The sequence below is a fragment of the Parasphingomonas puruogangriensis genome (assembly GCF_036663635.1).
Lineage (GTDB): Bacteria > Pseudomonadota > Alphaproteobacteria > Sphingomonadales > Sphingomonadaceae > Sphingomonas.
In genome coordinates this window covers 339,812-364,742 of record NZ_JAXOJI010000003.1, presented here as the reverse complement: position 1 = coordinate 364,742, position 24,931 = coordinate 339,812, and the positions used below count along the sequence as shown (strand labels likewise).

At 65.4% G+C, this 24,931-nt stretch carries 19 protein-coding genes and 1 tRNA gene; 9 read left to right on the top strand and 11 right to left on the bottom strand.

The genetic code is table 11. The features are described from left to right. Window positions 1–43: 43 nt before the first annotated feature. Window positions 44–1,432: an aminotransferase-like domain-containing protein gene (locus U1739_RS10450; protein WP_332707631.1), complete on the top strand. Its 1,389-nt coding sequence runs from the start codon at window positions 44–46 to the stop codon at window positions 1,430–1,432. 28 nt (window positions 1,433–1,460) lie between these two features. Here the strand turns inward: U1739_RS10450 and U1739_RS10445 are convergent, their stop codons facing one another. The 3 genes from U1739_RS10445 to U1739_RS10435 all read right to left on the bottom strand — a co-directional run bounded on the left by U1739_RS10445 (window position 1,461) and on the right by U1739_RS10435 (window position 5,075). Next, window positions 1,461–2,900, bottom strand: coding sequence for a carbohydrate porin (locus U1739_RS10445; RefSeq protein WP_332707628.1), 1,440 nt, complete (start codon window positions 2,898–2,900; stop codon window positions 1,461–1,463). A 49-nt stretch (window positions 2,901–2,949) separates the two neighbouring features. Next, window positions 2,950–4,260, bottom strand: coding sequence for a C4-dicarboxylate transporter DctA (gene dctA, locus U1739_RS10440; protein WP_332707625.1), 1,311 nt, complete (start codon window positions 4,258–4,260; stop codon window positions 2,950–2,952). Window positions 4,261–4,502: 242 nt separating this feature from the next. Then, entirely contained in the window at window positions 4,503–5,075 is a 573-nt protein-coding gene (locus tag U1739_RS10435) for a hypothetical protein (RefSeq protein ID WP_332707622.1), read from the bottom strand. An 84-nt stretch (window positions 5,076–5,159) separates the two neighbouring features. Here U1739_RS10435 and U1739_RS10430 point away from each other — a divergent pair, with 84 nt between their 5' ends. After that, window positions 5,160–6,227: a winged helix-turn-helix domain-containing protein gene (locus U1739_RS10430; RefSeq protein ID WP_332707619.1), complete on the top strand. Its 1,068-nt coding sequence runs from the start codon at window positions 5,160–5,162 to the stop codon at window positions 6,225–6,227. Window positions 6,228–6,419: 192 nt separating this feature from the next. Further along, window positions 6,420–8,144: a putative bifunctional diguanylate cyclase/phosphodiesterase gene (locus U1739_RS10425; RefSeq protein WP_332707614.1), complete on the top strand. Its 1,725-nt coding sequence runs from the start codon at window positions 6,420–6,422 to the stop codon at window positions 8,142–8,144. A 131-nt stretch (window positions 8,145–8,275) separates the two neighbouring features. Here the strand turns inward: U1739_RS10425 and U1739_RS10420 are convergent, their stop codons facing one another. Together U1739_RS10420 and U1739_RS10415 are read right to left on the bottom strand one after the other, a co-directional pair. Then, window positions 8,276–9,430, bottom strand: coding sequence for a metallophosphoesterase (locus tag U1739_RS10420; protein ID WP_332707611.1), 1,155 nt, complete (start codon window positions 9,428–9,430; stop codon window positions 8,276–8,278). A 177-nt stretch (window positions 9,431–9,607) separates the two neighbouring features. Then, window positions 9,608–9,934 (bottom strand): DUF4174 domain-containing protein, encoded by a 327-nt coding sequence (locus U1739_RS10415; protein WP_332707968.1) that lies wholly within the window; start codon window positions 9,932–9,934, stop codon window positions 9,608–9,610. Between the two features lie 344 nt (window positions 9,935–10,278). On the opposite strand from U1739_RS10415, the gene U1739_RS10410 reads away from it, so the two are divergent. Both U1739_RS10410 and U1739_RS10405 read left to right on the top strand, forming a co-directional pair. Beyond that, window positions 10,279–11,121, top strand: coding sequence for a DUF3667 domain-containing protein (locus tag U1739_RS10410; RefSeq protein WP_332707608.1), 843 nt, complete (start codon window positions 10,279–10,281; stop codon window positions 11,119–11,121). Between the two features lie 48 nt (window positions 11,122–11,169). Continuing rightward, window positions 11,170–12,789, top strand: a complete 1,620-nt coding sequence (locus tag U1739_RS10405) for a TPM domain-containing protein (protein WP_332707605.1) — start codon at window positions 11,170–11,172, stop codon at window positions 12,787–12,789. Window positions 12,790–12,912: 123 nt separating this feature from the next. On the opposite strand, the gene U1739_RS10400 is transcribed toward U1739_RS10405, so the two are convergent. Next, window positions 12,913–13,362, bottom strand: coding sequence for an SgcJ/EcaC family oxidoreductase (locus U1739_RS10400; RefSeq protein WP_332707603.1), 450 nt, complete (start codon window positions 13,360–13,362; stop codon window positions 12,913–12,915). Between the two features lie 138 nt (window positions 13,363–13,500). Continuing rightward, complete coding sequence (locus tag U1739_RS10395; protein WP_332707602.1) at window positions 13,501–14,292, bottom strand: helix-turn-helix domain-containing protein; 792 nt, start codon at window positions 14,290–14,292, stop codon at window positions 13,501–13,503. 142 nt (window positions 14,293–14,434) lie between these two features. On the opposite strand from U1739_RS10395, the gene U1739_RS10390 reads away from it, so the two are divergent. Next, window positions 14,435–15,430: a hypothetical protein gene (locus tag U1739_RS10390; protein WP_332707599.1), complete on the top strand. Its 996-nt coding sequence runs from the start codon at window positions 14,435–14,437 to the stop codon at window positions 15,428–15,430. A gap of 143 nt (window positions 15,431–15,573) precedes the next feature. Here the strand turns inward: U1739_RS10390 and U1739_RS10385 are convergent, their stop codons facing one another. Beyond that, window positions 15,574–15,957, bottom strand: a complete 384-nt coding sequence (locus tag U1739_RS10385) for a hypothetical protein (protein WP_332707596.1) — start codon at window positions 15,955–15,957, stop codon at window positions 15,574–15,576. A 31-nt stretch (window positions 15,958–15,988) separates the two neighbouring features. Continuing rightward, complete coding sequence (locus U1739_RS10380; protein WP_332707593.1) at window positions 15,989–16,867, bottom strand: NmrA/HSCARG family protein; 879 nt, start codon at window positions 16,865–16,867, stop codon at window positions 15,989–15,991. Window positions 16,868–16,984: 117 nt separating this feature from the next. Between U1739_RS10380 and U1739_RS10375 the strand changes: the two genes are divergently transcribed. Next, complete coding sequence (locus U1739_RS10375) at window positions 16,985–17,854, top strand: LysR family transcriptional regulator (protein WP_332707590.1); 870 nt, start codon at window positions 16,985–16,987, stop codon at window positions 17,852–17,854. Window positions 17,855–18,210: 356 nt separating this feature from the next. On the opposite strand, the gene U1739_RS10370 is transcribed toward U1739_RS10375, so the two are convergent. Together U1739_RS10370 and U1739_RS10365 are read right to left on the bottom strand one after the other, a co-directional pair. Continuing rightward, window positions 18,211–18,537 carry an Arm DNA-binding domain-containing protein gene (locus U1739_RS10370; RefSeq protein WP_332707587.1) on the bottom strand — a complete coding sequence of 109 codons (327 nt, stop codon included), beginning with the start codon at window positions 18,535–18,537 and terminating at the stop codon, window positions 18,211–18,213. A 150-nt stretch (window positions 18,538–18,687) separates the two neighbouring features. Beyond that, window positions 18,688–18,763: transfer RNA gene (locus tag U1739_RS10365), tRNA-Thr, on the bottom strand. A 183-nt stretch (window positions 18,764–18,946) separates the two neighbouring features. Here U1739_RS10365 and U1739_RS10360 point away from each other — a divergent pair. Both U1739_RS10360 and U1739_RS10355 read left to right on the top strand, forming a co-directional pair. After that, window positions 18,947–20,176 (top strand): PAS domain-containing protein, encoded by a 1,230-nt coding sequence (locus U1739_RS10360; RefSeq protein WP_332707582.1) that lies wholly within the window; start codon window positions 18,947–18,949, stop codon window positions 20,174–20,176. A 90-nt stretch (window positions 20,177–20,266) separates the two neighbouring features. Beyond that, entirely contained in the window at window positions 20,267–24,883 is a 4,617-nt protein-coding gene (locus tag U1739_RS10355) for an NAD-glutamate dehydrogenase (protein ID WP_332707579.1), read from the top strand. Window positions 24,884–24,931: the final 48 nt, after the last annotated feature.

The window sequence follows — 24,931 nt, the reverse complement described above, 5'->3', positions numbered from 1 at the left end:
CGGTACGATTGCGTGAAACTGTATTGGTTGTAAAAGCGATACAATGCCAATCCCGCCCGCCGAGACCCGTACTGGCCGCGTCGTCCGCACGATCCGCGACCGGATCGATGCCCGCATGCTGACGCCGGGCGCCAAGCTGCCGTCGATCCGGGCGATGGCCGAGGCGAGCAGCGTCGCGCGCTCGACCGTGGTCGAGGCCTATGAGCGGCTGGCGAGCGAGGGCATGATCCGGTCGCGCGCCGGTTCGGGCTTCTACGTCGCCGTCCCGCTGGCGCCACTGACGCTCGATCGATTGGGGCCGGCGATCGAGCGCGAGGTCGATCCGCTGTGGATGCTGCGCCAGTCGCTCGGCGACAGCAAGGATGCGCTGATGCCGGGCTGCGGCTGGTTGCCCGACGACTGGCTGGCGGGCGATGCCTTGCGCAAGGCGATGCGAACCGCCGCGCGGGCGAACGACGCGACGGCCCTCACCGGCCATGCCTCCCCGCTCGGCTTCCCGCCGCTGCGCGCCTTGCTCGCGCGCCGACTGGCCGAACAGGGCGTCGAGGCCAATCCAGATCAGGTCTTGCTCACCGACAGCGGTACGCATGCGCTCGATCTCGTCTGTCGCTTCTTGCTCCAGCCGGGCGACACGGTGCTGGTCGATGATCCCTGCTATTTCAATTTCCTGGCGCTGCTTCGTGCCCACCGCGTCCAGGTGGTGGGCGTGGCGATGACTCCCGGCGGCCCGGATCTGGCGGCGTTCGCCGCCGCCGCCGCCACGCACCGCCCGCGCTTTTACCTGACCAACTCGGCCGTCCATAATCCCACCGGCGCGACGCTGGCGGCGGCGACCGCACACCGGCTGTTGAAGATCGCCGAAGCACACGATCTCGTCATCGTCGAGGACGATATCTTTGCCGATTTCGAACATGCGCGATCGCCGCGTCTCGCCGTGTTGGACGGGCTCGACCGTGTGATCCGCATTGGCAGCTTCTCCAAGTCGCTGTCCGCGGCGGTGCGCTGCGGCCATATCGCTGCACGGCCCGACTGGATCGAAGCGCTGGCCGACCTGCGCATCGCCACCTCCATGGCGGGCAGTCCGCTGGCGGCGGAACTGCTCCATACGGTGCTGACCGACGGCAGTTACCGGCGGCATGTGGAAGGCGTCCGCACCCGCCTGGCCCGCGCGACGGTGCTTGTGGTGAAGCGACTGCGCGACGTCGGCATCGCGCCCTGGATCGAGCCGGCGGCCGGCCTCTTCTTATGGGCGCGCCTGCCGGATGGCCTCGACGCGGTCGAGCTGGCGCGCCAGGCGCTGGCCGAGGATATCGTGCTGGCCCCCGGTCCGGTGTTCAGCGCGCATGGCCATTGGCGCAACCACATGCGCTTCAACGTCGCGCGCAGCGACGAGGATCGCTTGTCCGCGTTTCTGCGCCGGAGCCGCTGCTAGAGCGGACACTTCGCAACAAAGGCGGGCGTCAGGATCCAGCGAAGACCTGGGCCAGGCGGATATCCACCCGGAGCCCGATCACCACCGCGGAGGGAATATCCTTGGCGAAGCGCGTCGCGTTGATCGGATCGGGGTTCAGCACATATTGCACGTTGGGGAGCAGCCGCACGCCGGCGGCCGCCGCGAAACCGTAATTGATTTCGCCGACGATTTCGTTGCGCGGCGGCGTGCCGCTGCCGCCGGCCTTGGCGCGCAGATCGCGCAAATAGGTTACCTCGTCATCGCTGAAATGCGTGTCGGAGACGAGAAAGCCGATCGTGTCGGCATTGCGGCCGTGGAACGTGCCGGTCTGGACGAACCCGGCGGAGGCGAACCAGTCGATCGTGCTGGTCTCGCCGGCATTGTAAAAGACGCGCGCGAACAGCGCGAGGTTGCGTGGGCTGTTGGGATCGGGGCGCGACACGGTCTGGTCGCCGATCGCGTAGAGGCCGAGCCGCGCGCCATCCTGCTGCACGCGCGGTAGCCCGGTCAGCGCTGCAGACGCGCCGTTGCGGTCGTGCAGCGGATCGGTGCCCCCGTCGGTGTTGGCATAGAAGCCGACGCGGTAGCGCTTGGCGTAGCGATCCTGCGCCAGCGTGGTCTCATAGCCCGCCTCGCCCGCGATCAGCACGCCGGTGCCCTGGAACAGCGACAGGTCGAGCCCGCCTTTGCCATGCAGATTGAGCTCGTTGTTATAATCGAACACGCCAAGCTGGACGTAGGTCTGCTTGGTAAAGCCCCAGCGCGCCTTGGCCGCCCAGGACGAATTGGGGAAGGCGGTAATGCCGATCGCGGTGATCGGGCCATAAGCGGTGAGGCAGGAGGTGTTGCTCATGAACACGCAGTTGAGCGGCGAATTGGCGAAATAGCTGTTGAGCGCGGCGCGGCCGACCAGCACGTTGAGGTGCTTGCCGAAATCCTTGTCGATGTTGAACTGCGTCAGCCGCAGCCCGGGCACCGGGCGCCAGGTCTGCTGGAAGCTGATCGAATTGCCGATCTTCTCCGCCGCCAGGCTGGTGCCGCCAAACGCCGCGCCCTGGATGTGCAGCGTGGTGCCCGACAGCCCGAGCAGCTTCTCGAGATCGAGTTCGGCGCCGACATCGACCCAATGCGATTCCGCGACGCCCTGTTTGACGCCGCCCACGGGATTGCCCGCGACATTGCCGACATAATTGGCGGTCAGCGCGATACCGTCCTCGCGCAGGTCGCGCAGCGCCTTGCCCACGGCGTTGGTCTTCTGCCAGCCGGCGATGCCGGTTGGCACGGGCGTGGTGGCCCCGGCGATATCGGGCGCCGGCTTTGCCGGCTCCTGCGCCGGCTGCGCCACGGGCTGTGGCGCCCCAACCTGCGCCTGCGCCTGCGCCTGCGCCTGCGCCAGAGTAGGGCAGACGAGCAGGCCGCCCGCCAGCAGATAAAAGCGATACAACATGGCAATTCCTACCCTGCCCGTCTCTGCCGGCAGGGAAATGGGCAAGGGGTCAGACGGCGACGGGATCGAGATGCTTGCGGCGATGCGCCTTGGTCCCGACCTGCGCGGCGAGCGATTTCTCGTCGACCGCATTCTCCCATTTGGCCACGACGATCGTCGCCAGGCAGTTGCCGATCAGGTTCACGAAGGTGAGCCCTTCGGCGAGGATGCGGTGGATGCCGAGGATCAGCGCGATGCTCGCCACCGGGATCGTGCCGGTGGTGCTGAGCGTCGCCGCCAGCACGACAAAGGCGGCGCCCGCAACGCCCGCTGCCCCCTTCGAGGTGAGCAACAGCACCGCGATCAGCCCGAGTTCGTGCCAGAAAGTGAGGTGCGTGTTGGTCGCCTGGGCGAGGAACACCGCCACCGTGGTCAGGTACAGGCAGGTGCCGTCGAGGTTGAACGAATAGCCGGCAGGCACGACGAAGCCGACGACGCTTTCCTCGCAACCGAGCTTGCGCATCTTCTCGATCACGCGTGGCAGCACGGTTTCGGTCGAGGTCGTCGCGGCGACGATGACGATCTCGTCGCGCATATAGGCCATCAGCCGGAACAGGCTGACCCCCAGATACTGCGCGATGCCGCCGAACACGACCAGGGTAAACACCGCGCAGACGATGAAGAATTCGAGGATCAGTTCGCCGAGCGACAGCAGCGAGCCCGAGCCGAACTTGCCGACGGTGAACGCGATCGCCCCGAACGCGCCGATCGGCGCGAAGTACATGACGTAGCCGACGATCTTGAAGAACGCCCCCGACATGCTCTCGATCACCGTGACCGCAGGCTTGCCGCGTTCGCCCAGCGCGGCCAGCGCGATGCCCGACAAGACCGAGATGAACAGCACCTGCAGCACTTCGCCTTGGGTGAAGGCGCTGGCATAGGTGGTCGGGATGATGTGCAGCAGATAGCCGCCGATGCTCTGGTCATGCGCGGTCTGGACGTAGCTGGCGATCGACTTGGCATCGAGCTGGCTGGCATCGACGTTCATGCCCGCGCCGGGCTGCCACAGATCCACCGCGACCAGCGCGAAGACCAGCGCGAAAATGGTGATCGCCTCGAAATAGAGGATCGACTTGAGCGCGAGCCGGCCGACCCGCTTCATGTCGTTCATCCCGGCAATGCCGTGAACGACGGTGCAGAAGATGACCGGGCCGATCATCATCCGGATCAGCGCGATAAAGGCATCGCCGAGCGGCTTCATCTGGGCGCCCGCGGTGGGCATGAAGTGGCCCAGCGCGATGCCGGCGAGCGTGCCGACCAACACTTGGAACCAGAGCTGGCCCACAACGCCGAACCGGCGCGGGCTGGAAGCATCTGCCATGCGAATATCCTGACTGGGGAGGCGGACATGCCGCATCAGCACGGCAAAGTGGGGGTCCCCTAGGCCGTTGCGTCGGCCACGACAACGCAGAAGCGACCAAATGCTTGGGCATCCGGGCGAACGAGCGGCGAACGCTGCGCCCGGCGCCTGGGAAATGCTGGCCTGGCGGGACTATTTCGCCGCTCATGGCCGGTCCGCACTCGTGCCGGGCCGGCCGACGACGGCACGTCGATACCGCGACATTATGGCAGCGGCTGGACGCATACGACGGTCGGACGGGAATACGCCGCCTTTCGAAATAGCCAGGCGGAGATGAGCCAGACTGCTGTCGATACGATAGTAAATGGCCAGACGACGTGCCCGGAAAGCGCCATGACGATGCCGACCGAAAGTTGAGCTGCGGCCGTGACGGTCATCGCGGCCGCCATTCCTTGCCCGCGGAACCGCGCCACGATCGCACCGAGGAGTGCCACCAGCGGGACGGCATTGAACCACATATTGATATCATTGCTTTCGTTGCCGACAATGCCGACCGCCGCGTTGCCCCACAGCGTCAGGCATCCGGCGCCGAGCGCTACCACGGCGCCGGCGCGATAGGCCCAGCCACCACAAGCGCGAACCGCCAATTCGATTGCACCACCGACCCCGCCCAACATGACGATCGCAAAGAGAAAATCCTCCGCTGCCCAATTTACTTCGGTGGTGAACTGCATCGCGATGGCCGGCAGCGCGATCAAACCGACGATGGTGGCCCAGCCGGCTAGTCGCCATGGGGTGAATGAGGTGCCGGTGTGCACCGGCGGCGTCTGCGACATGACCTTGTCTCCTGATGATCGGAGCGCCATCACTGCCGTATGTCGGCGGTGAGCGGCATGAGCGGAAAGTGAGCAAATGCTGAAATGAGCCATGCTGTGTTGCGTTTCGGCACTTTCCAGCTCGATCCGCACGATCGCCGGCTCGTGCGAGACGGCGATGTCGTGGACCTCAACGCACGATATCTGGATGCGCTGATTTTGCTGGTGGAAGCACGGGGTGCCCTGGTCACCAAGGAGCGTTTCATGGATGAAGTCTGGCGGGGGATACCGGTCACGGATGAGGCGCTGACCCAGGCTGTCCGCACGTTGCGCCGCGCGCTCGGCGACAGCGCGACGACATCCCGGTTTATCCAAACGATACCGAAGCACGGGTACCGCTTCATCGCGCCGGTCGTGACGGTGCCGATGCCCACGGCAAAGCATGCGACAGCGAAAGGATTTTCGCGCCGGCGGTTGGTCCGCTGGACGCTTGCCGGATCGGGCGGCGCGGCCATTGCTGGTGCAGCGATCGGACTGCTCTACGGCTTTGTCGGCGTGGCGCACCCACATGTCGGCAACGCAGGGGGTGGTGGCGCATTGTCGCTGCTTCTCGTTCTGATGCTGGTTTCCACTGTGTCCGCTGGGGTCAGCGGTGCCGGGATCGCGGCGGGCATCGCCTGGTCGAGCTTCATCCACCCGCAACGTGGCCGTTGGACCGTCGCCGGCGGGGCATTGGGGGGCCTATTCACCGGGGCCTTCGCCAATATGATCGGCGGCGACGCCTTCCGACTATTGTTCGGCCATGCGGTGAAAATCGCCGGGGCGATTGAAGGCCTGGTGCTGGGGGGGGCGATCGGCTTGGCGATGTTGCTGCGCCGGCGGTGGCCGACATATAATTGGGCCCTCGCTGGCGCTATCGGCGCTATTGCGGGCCTCGGTATCGCGCTGCTGGATGGCCGGATGATGGCCGGCAGCCTACAGTCTCTGGTCGCCGCCTTTCCATTCTCTCAATTCGGCTTCGATGGGGTCGGGAAAGTGTTGGGCGAAACGGGGCTCGGCCCGATCGGCCGCGCCGTCACGGCGGCGTTGGAAGGCGCCGTCTTTTCGGTCGGGCTGGTCTGGGGATTGCAGACCGCAGCCGACGATACGAACAGATCGACCGCGCTGACCTGAGGATGGCGTTTCGGCTAGCTCGCTGTTGATGCGCCGGTATCGTAGCAAGGCCAGCGAAAACTCCGCGTGTCCCGCTATCTATCAGCCTGAAACTGCTCACGACTGCCGGTATCGGGCGGGTGCGGCAAGGCCGGCGACACTTCCAAAGTGTTAATGCTCCCGTCCTACCCTGCCCGTGGAGGTGGAATAGAGATGCAGGCGCGGTTCACAGATGCGATCGGGACCATGGATCAGGCATCCGATCGGCATCGATACGAGCAAATGCTGGCCAGTTCGGCGACGGCAGCAATTTGCGCGAGCGCGGACAATCTCATCCTCTCGTGGAACAGCGCGGCCGAGCAGCTTTTTGGCCATAGTGCGGAACAGGCGGTCGGCCAGCCCCTGTCGATCATCATCCCGGACAGGCTCCGCGCTGCTCACAATGCCGGCCTTGCCCGCGCGGTTCAAACCGGCCGGGCACGCCTAGCCGGTCATTCGGTCGATATCCTGGCACTGCACGCGAATGGCAGCGAAATCCCGGTCGATCTCTCGCTTTCGATGTGGTTCGAGGGTGGCCGGCCAATGTTCGGCGCCCTATTGCGCGACATCGCAGATCGGCATTCCGCCAAGCAGCGGCTCGAACACCTGGCCCATTGCGACACCCTGACATCGCTGCCCAACCGCAACGCGCTCCATCAGGCCTTGGCGGCGGACGTTGGCCGGGTGCCCTGTTCGTTGCTGCTGCTCGACCTCGACGGGTTCAAGCACGTCAATGACAGCTTGGGGCACTCGGTTGGGGATCGACTGTTGAGCGAAGTAGCTGCGCGACTCCGCGCGGCTACTGGACCCAGCGACTTCGTCGCGCGGCTGGGCGGCGATGAGTTTGCCATCCTTCTTGCGGACTGCGCCGATCCGCTGCGCCTCGATGAGCTTGCCAATCGGATTTTCAACGCCCTGCACCCGCCGTTCGAGCTGGCCGGGCAATCGGTCTATATCGGTACGAGCATCGGCATCGCCATGTCGCCCAAGGACGCGTCGGACGTGGAGCAACTTCTCTCCAGCGCGGATTTGGCGCTGTATAGCGCGAAGAACAGCGGGGGCGGCGTTCGGACGTTCTTCGCACGGGCGATGCAGAACAGGTCGGAGGAAAGGCATCGCCTCAGTTCGGACCTGCGCCAGGCGCTCGCCAACGACGAATTTGAGCTCTGGTACCAGCCGCAGATCCGCTTGAACGACAGCTCTCTCGCAGGGGTGGAGGCGCTGCTCCGATGGCGGCATCCGCACCACGACCTGCTCATCCCGCAGATTTTCATCCAGGTGCTGGAGGACAGCGCCATAGCGGAAGATGTCGGCGATTGGATCATCGAGCAGGCGTGCGCCGCCGCCGCCAATTGGCAACGCGCGGGCCTGGGATCGTTGCGCGTCGGCGTGAATCTCTTCGCCGCTCAGTTACGCTCCGGCCGCCTCTTCGATGTCGTTTCCTCGGCGTTGCAGAAGCACGGACTGTCTCCCTGCAATTTGGAACTGGAGATTACGGAGAACACCGTCCTGCGACATAGCAACCAGTCGACCAAGGCGCTCAGGAAACTGAAGGCGCTGGGCGTAGGCATCGCCTTCGATGATTTCGGCACCGGCTTCGCGTCCCTCAGCCTATTACAAAAATACCCCCTGACCCGATTGAAAATCGACCGTAGTTTCGTGGCCCGGATCGACCGAAAGGCCGGTGACGAGGCGATCGTAAGAGCGGTCGTCAGCATGGCCAAAAGTCTTGGCCTCGCAGTGATCGCCGAAGGGGTCGAAACGCCTGAGCAAGAAGCGGCCTTGCTCCGGCTCGGTTGCGACGAGGTACAGGGATATCGCTATGGCCGGCCCATGCCGGCGCCAGAGATCGTCCATGCCTATCACCCGCACTACTTTCCGTTGGCCGACGCCCGGTAAGCAATCCACGTGGCCGGCAGGCTATGCTCGCCGTTTCTGCCGAATACAGGCTCGTTGCCATGGCCCCTTCCTAAACCCGCCATTCATGCGTCTGCCGAGCCGCCATACCGGCGCATGTGCCGGCGGTGATCTCAGCGAGCGGCGTGCAAGGTGACGCGCGTCAGTTCGGACGGCCGGCCCAAGCGCAGCGCAAAGCCGGGCCATAAGGCGGTGCCGTTGCTCACATAGAGGGTCATGCCGCCCACTGCATATCGCCCCGAAACGTATCCGGCATTACCCCGGGCAACGAGGCGGTCCAGCCCGACGATCATGCCGCCGTGGGTGTGGCCGGACAGTTGCAACGCCACCCCGCGCGCCGCCGCATGACCCGCCGCGCGGGGCTGGTGATCCAGCAGGATGATCGGCGCATTAGCCGGTGCACCTGCCAGCGCCGCATTCAGGTCCGGTCCGGCTTGCTGGTGCGCCGGCGCCGACAGGTCGGTGACACCGGCGAGCACGATCCGCGTGTCACCGCGCGTCAGGACAATATGCGCGTTGGGCAGCATGCGCATCCCCAGGCTCGCCAGATGGCGCATCCATGCGGCGTAATCGAAGAAATATTCGTGATTGCCGGGAATGGCATAGACGCCGTCCGGTGCCTGCAGGTCGTGCAACGGCGCCACGTCGGTGCGACGCATCTCGACCGATCCGTCGATAAAGTCGCCCGTGACGACGATCAGGTCGACACCCGAGGCATTGGCCCGATCGACCACCGCCCGCGCCCACGTCGCGGGGAACAGCCGGCTGATGTGCAGATCGGTCAGTTGTAACAGCCGATATCCCTCGAACTCCGACGGGAGGCCCTGAATGTCGACCGCAATGTCGTTGATCGGCGGCACGCGCGTCGCATTGGCGACGCCGATGGCGGAGATCAGCCCGGCGACGGCGGCAATCGCATAGCGGGCACTGTCGGGCACACGGATCGAGCCCTGGCGCAGCAACATCGCGGCCAAAGTGCCGAGATCGAGCAGGATCTGCAGGACGAGCAGGATGACGATCACGCCAAAGGCCCAGTTGAACAGGACCACGATCGCTCGCGGAAACTCGGGCGCAAACACCGACCCGGAGGAGAGACGGCTCCACAGATGATATTGCGACACGAAGAGCAACAGCAGCGCGATCGCCCCTTTGCCCCATAGCGGTAGCGATAGCGGCCAGAGCCAGCGAACGATGACGAGCAGGCTGGGCACCGCGAAAACGAGATGGAAGATGGTCGTTCTCCGTCTGCGCGAGATGACGCCGCGCACTGCGCTCAGCCTTAATCAGATGGCAGGTCGGACGCGCGCGATTTAATTACGCAATGCTCACGATGCCGGCGCGCGGTCAGCCCCTTATCGCGTAGGCGATGCGCCGTCGAGGCTAGCGCCGCGCGCACCGTTCGATCCGATAATGACGTCCAATCGTGGCTGGTTGTCCCGCAGCTATCACTCACCGGCTCGGCGCATCGGCATCGCGTCGATAATCTCTTCCAGCACATTCGCCGCAATGGGATTCGCGCTCCGCAGTTTTTCGCCACCGTCCTTGCCGATCAGGATGGCGGTGAAGCTCGTCGGGGCAAGGCGATACCGTGTGCGCAATGCAGCACTTGTATCGGTCGCGCCGGCGACCTTGGCGCCGATGACCTCGACAATGCTCAGGTCGCGCGCCACACCTGCGACCTTCCAACGAGCGATGATGCGGCGCTGGGCGGCAAGCTTCGCGTCTTGGCCGATCGGCGCGCTGATCAGCAGCACGCGGCGCTCCCATTTCATCGCAGCAATGCTGCCCGGGTTGGCCGCTGTCACGGACGCTGCGGCGAGCAGGGCGAGATAATTCATTTCACCGGAACGCTTCGCCGCACATGCCGTTGCATCGATCCTTACCCTAGGCCGAGATCGCCGCGATCGATCGCAATCCACAGGCGGGGCATCGCATCCAAGATGGCTGCGCATGTTGCTCGCCAACGTTTCGATCCGCAATTCGCGGTTCGGACTGCCGTTACAGATTCTCAACGGCCGGCTTCATTCACCGCCCGCTGCCACCGCGTCCAAAAACGGCGGTTCCACGGCTCTGTGCGCGTGTGCTAGCGCAGCCCAGGGTTAAGACGGGAGGAGAAATGCCGGACCTTCAGCACAGGGTTGACACCGAGTCCGTCGGAGACTTGGCGCGCGGCCCTGATATTTCCGAGGGGGCGGTGTCGGACCAGTGGTTCGGGCGCACAGCCTGCCGGAACTGCGGGACGGCGATGACCAGCGCGTATTGCGGTGCATGCGGGCAAAAGGCGGCGCAGCGGTTTGTGTGGCGCGATATCCGCACGGAGACCTGGGATCGGCTCCGCCTGTTCGAATTGAAAGCGGTGCGCACGCTTCGCCGGCTGGTGGTCGCGCCCGGCACCGTCGCCCGCGACTATGTGCTGGGCCGGCGTGCCACCTACATGCACCCGCTCAAGCTGCTCGTTGCGACCGTCGCCATGCTGGTGCTGGTGCTCGCCGGCAGCCAGTATTTCAGCGTCTATGCCGACCTGGATCGCGATGCCGTGGTCAAGCGTATGGCCGGTCAGGTGCTGGCGTTTTCTAACTGGAGCTTCTCGCTCGGCATCGTGGCAATCGTCGCCGCGGCGCGGCTCACGTTCCGCGAGCGGCTCGGCTACAACCTGATCGAGGTGATGGTCCTGGCAATCTACTGCCAGTCGGTCGTTCTGGCGTTCATCAGCGTCAATCTGCTGCCGACGCTGATATGGCACGATCCGGCCTTCATCCTGACCCATAAGGCGGCGTCGCAGATCTACATTCCGGTACTAAAGACGCTGGTCGTCGCCATCGCCTATCGTCAGTTCTACCTCCTTTCGTGGCGGAGCGACTGGCCAAGGCTGCTTTTGGCCTGCATGATCTTCGTCGCGATCAATTGGGCGCTGCTGCGGCTCTACGCATGGGCGATCTTGTGGCTGGTGAGCCGCTGACGAGGAGAAGGCGACGTGCGGGACCTGCATCGAGCATCGGCGGCTGCCATGGCGGCCCTTCTGATCGGCGGATGCGGCAAGGCGGACGACCCAAGCAAAACCGCCAGCGCCGCCCGGGTCGAAGCGATCGCCTCGACGCTCCAAGCCTGTTCCTATGACGGCAAGCCGGTCCAGGCCGCGGCATCCGCACTGACCGGCGGCGCGCCGCAGGACTGCGCCAGTGCCGTCACGCGGATCATGGGCTATACCGGCCTGCCGGCCAATTTCGTCGTCGTGTCCGGCCCGGTGCCCAACGCGGCCGCGGTCATCCTGCTCGATGACAAGCGCGTGCCGCGCCGGGTTATCGCGTTCAATCCCGAATTCATGAAGGCTGCCGAGGCGCAGGTGGGCGGCAGCGTCTGGGGGCCGATCAGCATCATGGCGCATGAGATCGCCCACCATCTGTCGGGGCACACGATCGTCCCGGGCGGCAGCCGTCCCGAGATCGAACTGGAGGCGGACAAATTCAGCGGTTACGTGCTGCAGAAGATGGGCGCGCCGCTGGCCGATGCGCAGCGCATGATCATGGCCGTTGGCAGCAATCACGGCTCGTCCACGCATCCGCCGAAGAACCAGCGTGCCGAATCGATCCGGCAAGGCTGGGTGGAGTCTTGCACTCAATTAGGCGGGTTGGACTGCCGCAGCGGCGGCGCGCCTGCGGCGTCGCCGAGCGCCTCCTCCGGCGGGACCGCCGCCGCAGCCCGAGGGGGTCCGGCACTACCCTCTGTCGCCGTGCCGCCGATCGCCAACGTGTCGGTCCCCGCCCGCACATTGCCCACGCCGGGATCGACCCCGTTCAAATACGGCCGCTTCATCGTCGATGAAACCGGACGGCTCGATCCGGTACGCGTGAAAACGATGGAACAGCGACTGTACGGCTTGGCCAAGAATGCCGGCGTCGAGCTGAGCATTCTGGTCGTCAACGATCTCAAGGGCCTGTCGGCAAACGATTATGCCTGGGCGATGATGCGCCAGCTCCGCGTCGGGAAGCTCGACGTCGGCAATGGCGCCGTCGCCGTTATCGCCCCCCGGCAGCATCAGGCCGCCGTCGCGTTCGGTCCCGGCCTCGCGAAGGAAGCCGAATTCTCCGATCCGAACAAGCAATTGCTGCAGTGGATCGATGCGGCGTGGCCGAATTGCGAGGATGCCGACGGGTGCGCTGGCTGGACCGATGCACTGCTCAGCAGCTTCAACGGAACGTTGTTCTGGGCGGAACGCAGCAGATGGACGATCGACTATCAAAGTCTCGGCCAGCTGCTGGATCATTACAATACGATCGCAGCCGAACGGCGGCGTACCAAGCGTCCGTTCAACCCGGACACCGATCAGCCCAATGGCCACCTCATTCGGGTATCGGGCCGCATCACCAGCTTGAAATCATCGACCGGGTTCGGCCAGGCCAACGCGCGGCTGCTCGGCGGGAAGCTCGGTTATACGGCCGTTAACATGACCACCACCGATGGCCATGATTTGGTCCTGTACGTCGCACCGCGGCTGGCGCCGCTGATGCCGTCCGGCGCGCTGAAGAACGGCGCCAACTATACGGCGGTTGGTCGCCTGCACAGCACCGGTGACAAAGCGAGCAAGCAGGCGTCCTCGATGTGGCTATTCAGCTACGACGAGATCTGATCCACGATCGCAGTGTCGAGCGACGGGCCGTGGCGGTGCCCCAAATAAACGTTCGGGATGCCCCCCTCCGCCCTGGATGGATCAGCAGCATGCCCGTCAGCAGCGCTTTGGCATGACCAGCGTTCACGATTTGGGTGCGCCGAACATCGGGTCGAAGCGCTGCGCCTCTTCCACGATCGTGATATTGGCGCCGTGAACGATGACAAAGCGCTCGCCTTCGGGCGCTAGCACCAGCGACATCCTGTCGCGGCTGGGCGGATTAAGATGGCCGTCGGGCGTCTTGAACGCGCCCAGCGACCACCGCACCACCACGGTCACCGCGCCACCCGCAATCGGCACGATGGATTCGATCGCTTCCAGCGACTGGTGCACACCTTTGAACATGAGATCGAAATAGACCCGGTGGGCATGCTCGACTTGGGCACGACCCTGCCAGTGCATGCCGACGATATTGACCCAGTGCGCGTCGGTCCGAAACAGACCGAACATCGCGTCCATGTCGGAAGCATTCCAGGCGGCCAGCCACCGGTCGAGCAGGTCCTGGACTTTCCGGGTTGTAGCGTCCGGTGCCATGGTCGTTCCTCGTGCCGCCGCGGGCATCATCGGTAGCGCCATCAAACCGATGGCCAGATCACGTCGTGTCATTGCTTGCCGCTCCCGTTGTTGCGGGAAAGCTAGCCGAACGGCACTACGCCGAATTGAACGAATCCGTCATGGGCCCGACCATTCGGCGAAAAACCGCGCGGGCGTCGTTCCACTGAACGCGTGGCACTCGCGAATGAAATGCGCCTGATCGGCATAGCCGGCGGCGTGAACGAGGTCGGTCCATGTGGCGTCGGGGCGGGCCTCCTTCGTCGCGAGCACCGCGTTGAAGCGAATGGTGCGGGCATAGAGCTTCGGCGGCAGCCCGACCTGCGTGGTGAACCGGCGGGTGAATTGCCGCTCACCCAACCCGGCGCGTCGGGCGAGCATATCGATCCGGAGCCGACCCTTGGCGCGTGACAACAGCCAAGCGGCGTGGGCGACGGCGTCGAGCGGTCGGGCATTGGTCGTCCGATCCTGGACCCACTGTTCCGCCCTCGCAACGCGCGCAGCGAAATCCGACGCGCCCAGCACCGCGTCGCGGAGCCGTTCGGACGCCGCACCGACAATATCGCTGGCGACGACGCCCTCGTCGACCAGCGCAGACATATCGATACCAAAAAGTGCGTGAAAGCCGCCCGGCTGGAAGCGTATCGTGAAGACATCGATATCGCCCGACATCAACAGCTGCGTGCGCCGGTAGCTTTGCGGTCCGACCACGACCAGGTCGGGCGAGGCTTCGTGCGGGCCACCATCGTGCGACACGCCGTAGCGGTCGGCGAGATAAATCTCGATGAACTGATCGGGCCGCGCCGGCAGCGGTTTTGTGACCACATCGCCGTTCAGCACGGCGCGGCGTTCGCTGAACGCGCTGACGAACGATCTGATCGCGCGACCGGCCGTTGCATTGCGAACCCGCATGATCCTGGACCAATCCGTAGCGTGGTGGGGTGAAGTCTACCGATCTTTTCAAGGATCACCATAGCCGATCTGGTCGGGAACAGGCTGTCCAATTGGTGGCTACCGGCGGCATCAAGTCGGCAGCCCGGCACCATGACGCTCATTGCATCGTCAACGCCTGTCTTATAGAGGCAAGACACCTGCCCATATCGTAAGGAATTTTGTGACCAACGCGCAGCCGGTCCGGCAGGTGACCCCTTCGGTGAGAAACGCGATCATCTTGGCGTTGGGCTTGATCATCACGGCATTTCTGGCGCTGGGATCACACGACCTCGCTATCGCGCATCTCGGTATACCCTATCCGAATGAAGGCGATGTCCCGCCCTGGGCTAGGTATGTCGGGCAAGTCGTGCGGCTTGGCGCGATGGTGTACGTTTGCCATCTCGCCAGCTGGTTTCTCGATAGGCGAAGCACGTTGCTCGCTGCCACGATCTTCGGGCTGCTGATCGTTTTGCTGCAGGAAACGCTGCGCGTTATCGTTGTCGACAACATCGTCTCCGATGGGTGGATCGACCTGCGCTGGGTCTACCTGCTGATGACTCGGCTGCCTAACGCGTTGCTGTCCTTCTACAGTGGCGCCATCGCGCTCGTCATCGCCCGAAAAGTGAGACCAGAGCGGCCCGCGCCGCTGCTGGTCGCGGTCCTCATCGCAAGCGCGATCGGCTATTTCGGCCTGTTGCCGCTGCTCAAGTATCTCGCGGACATGATCACCGCCACGCTACAGCTGACCGAAGCGCCTGAAGTACACACGATGCCGTACGGCCTATACGTCTACAAATATATCTATGGCATGTTCATCGAGCCGACCATCGCCTCGTTCGTCTTGATCTACCTGCTCTGGCCAGCCCTCGATGGCACGAAGCCTCGCCGTATTGCGCTATTCGTCGTGCTTATGCTGCTGATGAGGGGCCGGATCGTGGCCACCGGACTGTTCAGTTTCTGGATCAAGGACAGTTGGCCGTTGGCTTTTGCCGCCGAAGGGCAGTTCTTCATCGAGACGTTCGTGCTCGCCGCGCTGACCGGTCTCACTTGGGCTGCCATCACACCCAGCGTGGTCGGAACGGCGGGGAATGGGCGCTCAACGCCCGCGGGTCGCTAGGATCTTCCCTCCAGGGCGCGATCAGCGGCTGAACTGCAGATGAGCGTTTTGCGGCGGCGGTAGGCCAGTGGGAAAGTGGGTGAGACCCGCCCGGCGATGTAAGTGGCGCTCGGATAGGCCTGCTACCCGAGCGCCGACCGCCGTCAGCGCCCCACGAGTTGGCGGGCGGCCGCCTCGGCCGTGTCTTCCGGCCGCGTATTGAAGGCGATCGCGGCATTGGGTGCCGCCTTGTGGACGAGGTTCACCACACGCTCGAACAGGCCGAGGCTCTTGGGCGGCAGCCGCAAGCCGCCACCGATCACCACGCAATCATAGGCGGCGTCGCGTAGCGCCGTCTCGAGCATCGCGCTGCCCGCAGCATCGGGCGTGATCATGCAGGTGTCGCTGTGCCACCCGCGCTCGCGGATCTTTTCGAGCGCGATGGCGATGCCGGCGTTGATCTTGTCGGCATCAAAGCCGGGCGGCAGCGACGGGTCGGTAAAGTCCACAGTTTCCGGCTTCTGGCCGACGAACAGGATGCTGGTCATGAGAGGTCTCCTCGTAACGGGGGTTCAGAGGTCAGGCCGCCGCCCACGCAGTAGCCGCAGCCTCCGCGAAAGCGCGATACGTGCGCGGCGCGTGACCAAGCAGCGTCGCGAGGCGGGCAATCTCGGCATCGGTGGCGATCGCACCATCCTGCTGATAGCGCTGCATCATCAGCCGCATGTCATAGGCAAGCCACGCCGGTCCGAACGCCTTCAGCCGCTGTTCCAGCGCGTCCAGATCGTTGCCAGCATAGCCGATCGGCCTGCCGAGCACGTCGCTCCACAATGTTGCGATCGTGTCGGCAGTGAGCACATCGGGACCGACCACTTCGTAGGTCTCGCGCGGCAGTGGCGCCGCTGCTTGCTCGCGGCGCAGCAGTTCCTTGGCGGCAGCCTCGCCGATGTCGCGGATATCGACCATCGAAATGCCGCGCGCGCCGATCGGCATGCCGTACACGCCGCCGCCGAGCAGGGCGTCTTTCTGCCGCAGGTCGTTCTGGATGAAATAGGCCGGGCGCAGGATGGTGACGGGCAGCGCGGCGGCGTGGATCATGCGCTCGACGGTCACCTTGCTCGCAAAGTGCGGCACGTCGGCATAGGCCTCGCCCTTGAACACCGACAGATAGACCATCCCCTTCACCCCAGCAGCGCGCGCCGCGTCGAGCGTCAGCATCGCCTGCGTCAATTCGTCGGGCGCGTTCGGCGCCAGCAGGAACAGCGTGCTCACGCCGTGCAGCGCCGCGCGGACGCTGTCGATATCGGACAGATCGCCTTGCACGGCGGTGACGCCGGCGGGGAATTGCGCGTTTTCCGGTGTGCGGGTCAGTGCGCGCACCTCGGCGCCGTGCCCGTCGAGAAAGGCCAGGACCTGAGTGCCGATCGTGCCCGTACTGCCGGTTACCAATATCGTCATGTCGTATCTCCTTGATCGTGGAGACGATCTCGTCGTCCCTGCAACCAAGATAGCCGTTCCGATAAAGCGAGGAAGATGCCATGATTGGGACGCATCGTCTCGAAAGTGGAACGAACTATGGATCTCGCGGCGCTTGCCGACTTCAATCTCGTTGCGTCGCATGGTGGCTTCGGTCGGGCCAGCCGCGCGGCGCACCGTCCCAAGGCGACCCTGTCTCGCAAGGTAAGCGAGTTGGAAGCGCATCTGGGGGTACGGCTGATCGACCGCGGCTCGCGCACGCTGCGCCTCACGCCCGAAGGACGCGCGCTGCACGAGCGCACCCAGGGACCGCTCGCCGAGATCGGCGAGGCCGAGCAAGCCGTCGCCGCGGGGGCATCGATCCCGAGCGGTACGCTCCGCATCAGCGCGCCGATCGTGCTCGCGCACGTCCTGCTGCCGCGCGTGGCAGCGGATTTCGTCGAGGCCTATCCTCACGTTGTCGTCGAGATCGTCGCCGAGGACCGCATGGTCGACCCGGTCGAGGACAATTACGATCTGGTGATCCGCATCAACCCGAACCCCGACGAACGGCTCGTGGGGCGGCGGATCCTGGAAGACGAGCGGCTCCTGGTGGCATCGCCGGAGATGCCCAATGCCTTTGTGGCGGAGCGCGAAGGCGCGGCGGTGACCGTCGCTGCGGTGGGGCATATAGCCACGTCGACAGACGCGCTCTGGCGGATCAGGACCGCTCAGGGCGTGCGCGTGCTCAGCCCGCAGATACGGCTGCGCTTCTCCTCTTTCTTGATGGTGCAGGACGCGGTGCTCGCCGGCGCGGGCGTCGCGCTCATGCCGAAACTGCTCGCAGCGCAGAACATCGCGGCCGGCAGATTGGTCGCCTGGGGCGTGGATGACGGACCGAAGGTCGAGATCTGGGCATTGCAAAACTCGCGTCGCCTATCGAGCTCGAAAATCCGCGCATTTCTCGACGTGCTAACGTCGCTCATGTAACTTAAACGACGGGCGCGCCCGTCTATGTCACCGGGCCCCGGCAGGAGCGCTCGGCGTCGTCAATGCGGGGTTCGGAGGATTGGTGTCGCTTGGCAGGCGTGCGGCCATTCGCGCCTTTATCGACCATGCGGTGCCGGCATTGCGAGGCGAGCGGCGTCGCATCGCGCCCGCGGCGGCCGTTGTCGCCTCCTTCTCAAAGTTAAGCAGAAGCTGAAGCACGAACGGATATATCGAGGACGGCCGGCCCGCCTGGTAAATGCGGTCGATCCGTGCGCGCACTGCGGGAGAGGACGCGGCGGCGTACTGCTTCCCATCCGCAAGCGCTAGGTAAGCGTCCTGATACTGCTCGAGGTCGTCTATAATCGCGCCATGATCTGCGACGAGCCCGAACTGGTCTGCGCCGCCAGCTCGGCTTTCAGCCGACGCTGACGCTTCTCCTCGACAGGATCGATGCCATCATCCAGCTCTCCCTTGGCCTCGTCTCGCTTTTTGCGTGCCTGAGACAGGGAGACATTGAGGAAGCTGCCCAACGAAAGCTTCCTCTCAATGCCGCAACACCGGGAGCGAAAACGCCAGAGCAAAGTGCCGGACGGCTGCACCAACAGATACAGACCGTCTGCGTCGGCAACTTTATAAGGACGCTCAGCTGGTTTGAGCACACGAATCTGCACAACCGTAAGCATGGGGCCACGCCTCCTGCATCGTTCGTGGCCCCTTGATTCGTCGCCCCTTCTTAGTGGGCCACGGCGGGACAAAGTGAGATTCCATGGGACCGCCGAAAGGCAGCATACCGCATATTTCTGCGGTTTTCTAGGAGTGTTCTGCTTATGTACTGGTGCCGCTTACAGGACTCGAACCTGTGACCCCCGCATTACGAATGCGATGCTCTACCAACTGAGCTAAAGCGGCATGGCGGATCCCGTCGTGCGGCATCTGCGAGGGGCGCGGGTAGCAGGGTCGGTTGGTGCTGGCAAGGGCCACGCGCCGGCGGGTGCCTTTACACATCGTTTACCACGCACGGTGCACAAGCAGGGCGAGCAACGGACCGGGCGACCGGCCGAGCCAGAGGTGTTTGCGATGGATAGTGTTCGGATGTTCGAGGACCAATACGAGCCCGACATAAGCGTCGAGGAACCGACCGTCGAGATCGGTAACGACGAGCGGCGCATGCACGTACGCGCCTATAATCATTGGGTTTCCTTGCTGCGCGGGCGCGCCTATCCGTCGATCGAGGAACTCGATCCGGCCAATATCGCCGATTTCGGCCCGCACAGCGTGTTGCTCGATTTCACGCGCGGAATCGACGATTCGGCGATCGCCTTTCTCGGCCGCGCGCTGCGCGACGAATGCGCGCTGGATGCCTCGGTGAGCAAGATTTCGCAGGTGCCGGGTCGATCGCTGCTGTCGCGGCTGACCGACCATTATCTGCAGATCATCGCCAACCGCGCGCCGATCGGGTTCGAGGCGGAATTCGTCAGCTCGCGCGGCCACAACACGATGTATCGCGGCATCCTGATGCCGTTTTCGTCCGACGAGGACACGATCGACTACATCTACGGCGTGATCAACTGGAAGGAATTGGTCGACCCCGGCACGCAGGCCAAGCTCCACGCCGAGGTTGCCGCCTCGGTCCGCGCCGCGCCGCGCAGCTTGACCGCAGCCCCGGCCTGGGCCGACGGCCCCAGCGCCGAACGCGATGGTAGCGATGACGATGGCGCGGCCGAAGCGGACGCCCCGGCCTCGGCCACGCTGGCCGACCAGCTCAGCCTGGCGCAGCAGACCGCCGCCGCGGTGCGCGCCGCCGACACGCGCGGCCGCGCCGCTTTGTACCGCGCGCTCGGCCGGGCGCACGATTTCGCCATCGCCGCGGACCGCGATCCCGGCGGCTATGAGGCGCTGCTCGACCAGGCCGGCATCGCCATACAATTGCGCGCGCCGATGACGCCGATCGTCAAGCTCGTGTTCGGCGCCGATTACGACAAGACGCGACTGGCCGAATATGCCGCCGTGCTGGGCCATGCCCGGCGGGTGAACGTCGCGGCGGGCGCGCTCGGCGATTTCCTCGACGGGTTCGAGGGCGGGATCAAGGGCGTGGTCAAGGCGGAGCGCGGCTTGCGCGCGCCCGCGGCCAAAGCGGCCAAGGATTATCGCACCACGCTGAACGATCGCCCGAGTCTCGCCAGCCTGTCGCTCGAGACGGGTACGGCGGCGGGCGACTATGTCATCCTCCTGGCGCGCGCCGGCGTCGATGGGGCGCTCGACGTCGTCGCCACGCTCGACGACGCCGCGCTGACCGACAAGGCGATCCGCGCCGCCGCCTGAGGCGCGATCGGCCGATCGCCCTCGTGCACGGAAAATCAGCACCCTGCCGGGGGTTGAGCTAAAAAAGCGGCAGGCGCATAGGGCTTGGCCATGGCCAAAACCACGCTGAAATCGCTGTCGGACGCGCTTGCCGCCCGATTGACCAAGGGCGCTCTTCCGGGAGAATTGCAGGGCTTCGACAAGCCGGAGCGGCAGGCAGCCGCCGCCTTCGTCGCCGCCACCGCCGAATGCCGCGCGCCGGGCACGCCGGCGCTGGAGCTGGAGCCGATCTCCGGCACCGACCCGCGCCGCCGCATGCGCCTGGCCATCATCAACGACGACATGCCGTTCCTGGTCGATTCGATCGCCGCGACGATCGGCGCGCACGGCATCGGCATCGATCGCATCATCCATCCGGTGCTGCGCGTGACGCGCGACGAGACCGGCGCGCTGACCGCGGTCGGCGATACCGGCCAGCCGGAATCGATGATCTATATCGAGCTGGAACGCGCCGATGCGCGCGAGCGGCGCGACCTGCTGGCCGAACTGACCGCCAATCTCGCCGATGTGCGCGTTGCGGTGGCCGATTGGTCGGCGCTGCAACAGGCGCTGGCGCAGGATGCCGATACCTTGCTCGCCAGCAGCCATCATGACAGCGACGGCGAGGGGGCGGCGTTGCTGCGCTGGCTGCTCGATCAGAACTTCACGCTGCTCGGCCACGAAACGTGGATCGACGGGAAAAGCGCCACGCGCGTCGGCATCGCGCGCAACCCGCATCAGGTGCCGATCCTCGCCGAAACATCGCGCGAATTGGCCGTGGCGCATTTCGCGCACGGCGGCGAGGCCCCGCTGCTGCTCAAATCGAACCTCATTTCGGGCGTGCATCGCCACGTACCGCTCGATCTGGTGCTGGTGCCGGTGATGCATGGCGACCGCGTCGCCGGCCTGTCGATCCATGCCGGCCTGTGGACCAGCGCGGCGCTCGGCGCGGCGCCGCAGGACGTGCCCGTATTGCGCACCCGGCTGGCCGCGCTGGAGGCCAAGTTCGGCTTCGATCCCAAGGGCCATACCGGCAAGGCGCTGACCCATGCGCTGGCCGCCCTGCCGCACGATCTGGTCACCGCCTTCGCGGCCGACGCGCTCGAGGACCTGGCGCTGACCGCCATGTCGCTGGCCGATCGCCCGCGCCCCAAATTGGTGCTGGTCCGCTCGATGCTCGGGCGGCACATGTTCGCCTTCGTGTGGCTGCCGCGCGACGATCTCAGCACCGCGCGCCGCGTGGCGATCGGCGACATGCTGGCCGAGGCCTGCAATGGCGGCTTGCTCAACTGGAGCCTGTCGCTCGAGGACGGGGTCGTCGCGCTGATCCGCTACACGTTCGATCTGCGCGGTGACGGGCAGATGCCCGACCCCGCCCCGCTCGACACGCGCCTCGCGCGGATGGTGCGCGGCTGGGCTCCGGCGGTGGAAGCGGCGCTGGCCGAACTGCTCGATCCCGCGCGCGCTGCACGGCTCGCCTTGCGTCACGCCGCGACCTTCCCACCCAACTATCGCAACCATGCCAGCGCCGATGAAGCGGCACGCGACATCGTGCGCCTGGCACGGCTGGAAAACCCCGGCGATCGCGACGTGCGGCTGTATCACGGCGCCGATGGCGCGGTGTGGCTGAAGATTTACCGTCAGGGCGGCGCGTTGGCGCTGTCCGATGCGGTGCCGGTGCTGGAGAATTTCGGCTTCCGCGTGATTGCCGAACTGCCCCATGCGCTGACCGACGAGGCTAAGGGCTTCGTCCACGAATTCTATGTCGAAGCGGCGCGCAGCTTCACCGGCGACCCCAGCGTGCTGGAAAACGCCATCGCCGCGGTGCTCGAGGGCCAAGCGGAGAATGACGCGTTCAACCGCCTGATCGTCGATGCCGATATGGCGCCGGATGCGGTCGTGCTGTTCCGCGCCTGGTTCCGCTATCTGCGCCAGGCCGGGCTGGCCTATAGCCTGACCACCGTGGTCGATGCGCTGCGCCGCGCGCCGCAGGTAGCCAAATCGCTGATCGACCGCTTCGCCGCGGCGCACGATCCGGCGCGCCACGCGACCAGCATCGTCGCCACCGATGCGGCGATCGAACGCGGGCTCGACGCGGTCTCGGCGATCGATGACGATCGCATCCTGCGCGCGCTGCTCAGCGTGATCGCAGCGACCTTGCGCACCAACGCCTTTGCCCCGGCCGGGCAAGCGGCGCTGGCGTTCAAGCTCGACAGCCATCTCATTCCCGGCCTTCCCGCGCCCGTGCCATGGCGCGAAATCTGGGTGTACAGCCCCCGTGTCGAAGGGATCCATCTGCGCGCCGGCCCGGTGGCACGCGGCGGCCTGCGCTGGTCCGATCGCCGCGACGATTTCCGCACCGAGATTCTCGGGCTGATGAAGGCGCAGCGCGTCAAGAATGCGGTGATCGTGCCGACCGGGGCGAAGGGCGGCTTCTACCCGAAGCAATTGCCGCCATCGTCCAACCGCGACGCCTGGCTGGCCGAAGGCACCGAGAGCTACCGCGTGTTCATCCGGGCCCTGCTCTCGATCACCGACAATATCGTCGAGAATAAGGTCATCCACCCGGCCGACGTGACGATCCTGGACGGCGACGATCCCTATTTCGTCGTCGCCGCCGACAAGGGCACGGCGACGTTCAGCGATGTCGCCAACGCGATCGCGCTGGAGCATGATTATTGGCTCGGCGACGCCTTCGCCTCCGGCGGTTCGGTCGGTTACGATCACAAGGCGATGGGCATCACTGCCAAGGGCGCGTGGCTCAGCGTGCAGCGCCACTTCGCCGAGCGCGGCGTCGATGTTCAGACCGAGCCGATCCGTGTCGTTGGCTGCGGCGACATGTCGGGCGACGTGTTCGGCAACGGCATGCTGCTGTCCAAGACGCTCAAGATCGTCGCAGCCTATGACCATCGCCACATCTTCCTCGATCCCGATCCCGATCCGGCGGCGAGCTGGGAAGAGCGCAACCGCATGTTCGCGCTGCCGCGCTCGAGCTGGGCGGATTATGACGCGAGTTTGATCTCCAAGGGCGGCGGCGTGTTCCCGCGCACCGACAAGACGATCAAGCTGAGCAAGCAGATCCGCACTGCGCTGGGCATCACTGCCGAGGAAATGGAGCCGACCGCGCTCATTTCCGCGATCCTCAAGGCGCCGGTCGATCTGATCTGGTTCGGCGGTATCGGCACCTATGTGAAGGCGGCGGCCGAGAACAATATCCAGGTCGGCGATCCCGCCAATGATCGGCTGCGCGTCAATGCCGAGGAATTGCGCGCCATCGCCATCGGCGAAGGCGCCAATCTCGGCGTCACCCAGGCGGCGCGCATCGCTTTTTCGAACCGGGGCGGGCGCATCAACACCGACTTCATCGATAATAGCGCGGGCGTCGATTGCTCGGATAACGAGGTCAATATCAAGATCGCGCTCAACCGCGAGATGATCGAAGGGCGCCTCAGCTACGCCAAGCGCAACACCTTCCTGGCCGGGATGACCGACGATGTCGCGCATCTCGTGCTTGAGGATAACCGGCTGCAGACGCTGGCGCTGTCGGTGGCCGAGCATGACGGGCCGCAGGCGCTGCCGAGCTATGTCCGGGTGATCGAGATTTTCGAAAGCACCGGCCGGCTCGATCGGGCGGTCGAGGGGCTGGCCAGCAATGACGATCTGCTGCGCCGCGTGCAGGAATTGCGCGGGCTGACGCGGCCCGAACTGGCCGTGTTGCTGGCCACCGCCAAGCTCGCGCTGCAGGACGCGATCGAGCAGAGCGATCTGGCGACCGACCCGGCGCTGAGCGGCGATCTGCACGCCGCCTTCCCCAAGGCGATGCAGAAGAAGTTCGCCCAGGCGATCGACGAGCATCGGCTGCGCGGCGAGATCGTCGCGACCAAGCTGGCCAATCGCATCATCAACCGGATGGGCGTGCTCTATCCGTTCGAACTGGCCGAGGAGGAAGGCGCGGCGATGTCCGACATCGCCGCCTTGTTCGTGGTGGCGGAGCGGCTGTTCGACCTGCCCGATCTGTGGCGCGAGATCGAGACAGCGGCAATGCCCGAGGCAGCGCGGATCGCGCTGTTCGACGAGGTGGCCGTCGGCACGCGCGCGCAGATCGCCGATCTGCTGCGCATCTCGCGCCCGGGCACCGGCCCGTCCGAACTGCTCGCCCGTCTCGCCCCGGGCATCGCCGCGCTCGACAAGCAGACCAAGGCACTGCTGCTCGAGGAAGCCAGTGCGCAGAGCGGGCGCATCGCCGCGCGGCTGGAAGGCGTCGGCGCGCCCAGGAAACTGGTGCAGAAAGTGGTGCGGCTGTTCGAACTGGACGGGGCCGTGGGGCTGGCCGATCTCGGCCAGCGGCTGGGGCTCGACGAACTGGTGCTGACGCGGGCCTTTACCCGGCTCGGCCAGGCGCTGGGGCTGGATTGGGCGCAGGCCAATGCCGCGCGCATTTCCCCAAGCGATCCGTGGGAACGGCTGCTCATCGCCGGCCTGGCGCGCGATTTCCAGCAGTTGCGGCTCGATTTCCTCGGGCGCAGCGAGACGGACCCGCAGGCGCTGGTGGAAAGCTGGCTGAGCAAGAATGCCGAGCGCGTGGCGCAATTCAAGGCCGTGGTCGATCGCGCGCGAAGCGCCACCGCGCCGAATGCGGCGATGCTGGCGCAGATTGCCGGCCAGGCGCGGGTGTTGCTCGGGCGGTGACTCCCCTTATTCCTCCCCGAGCTTCGCTCGGGGAGGGGGACCATTCGC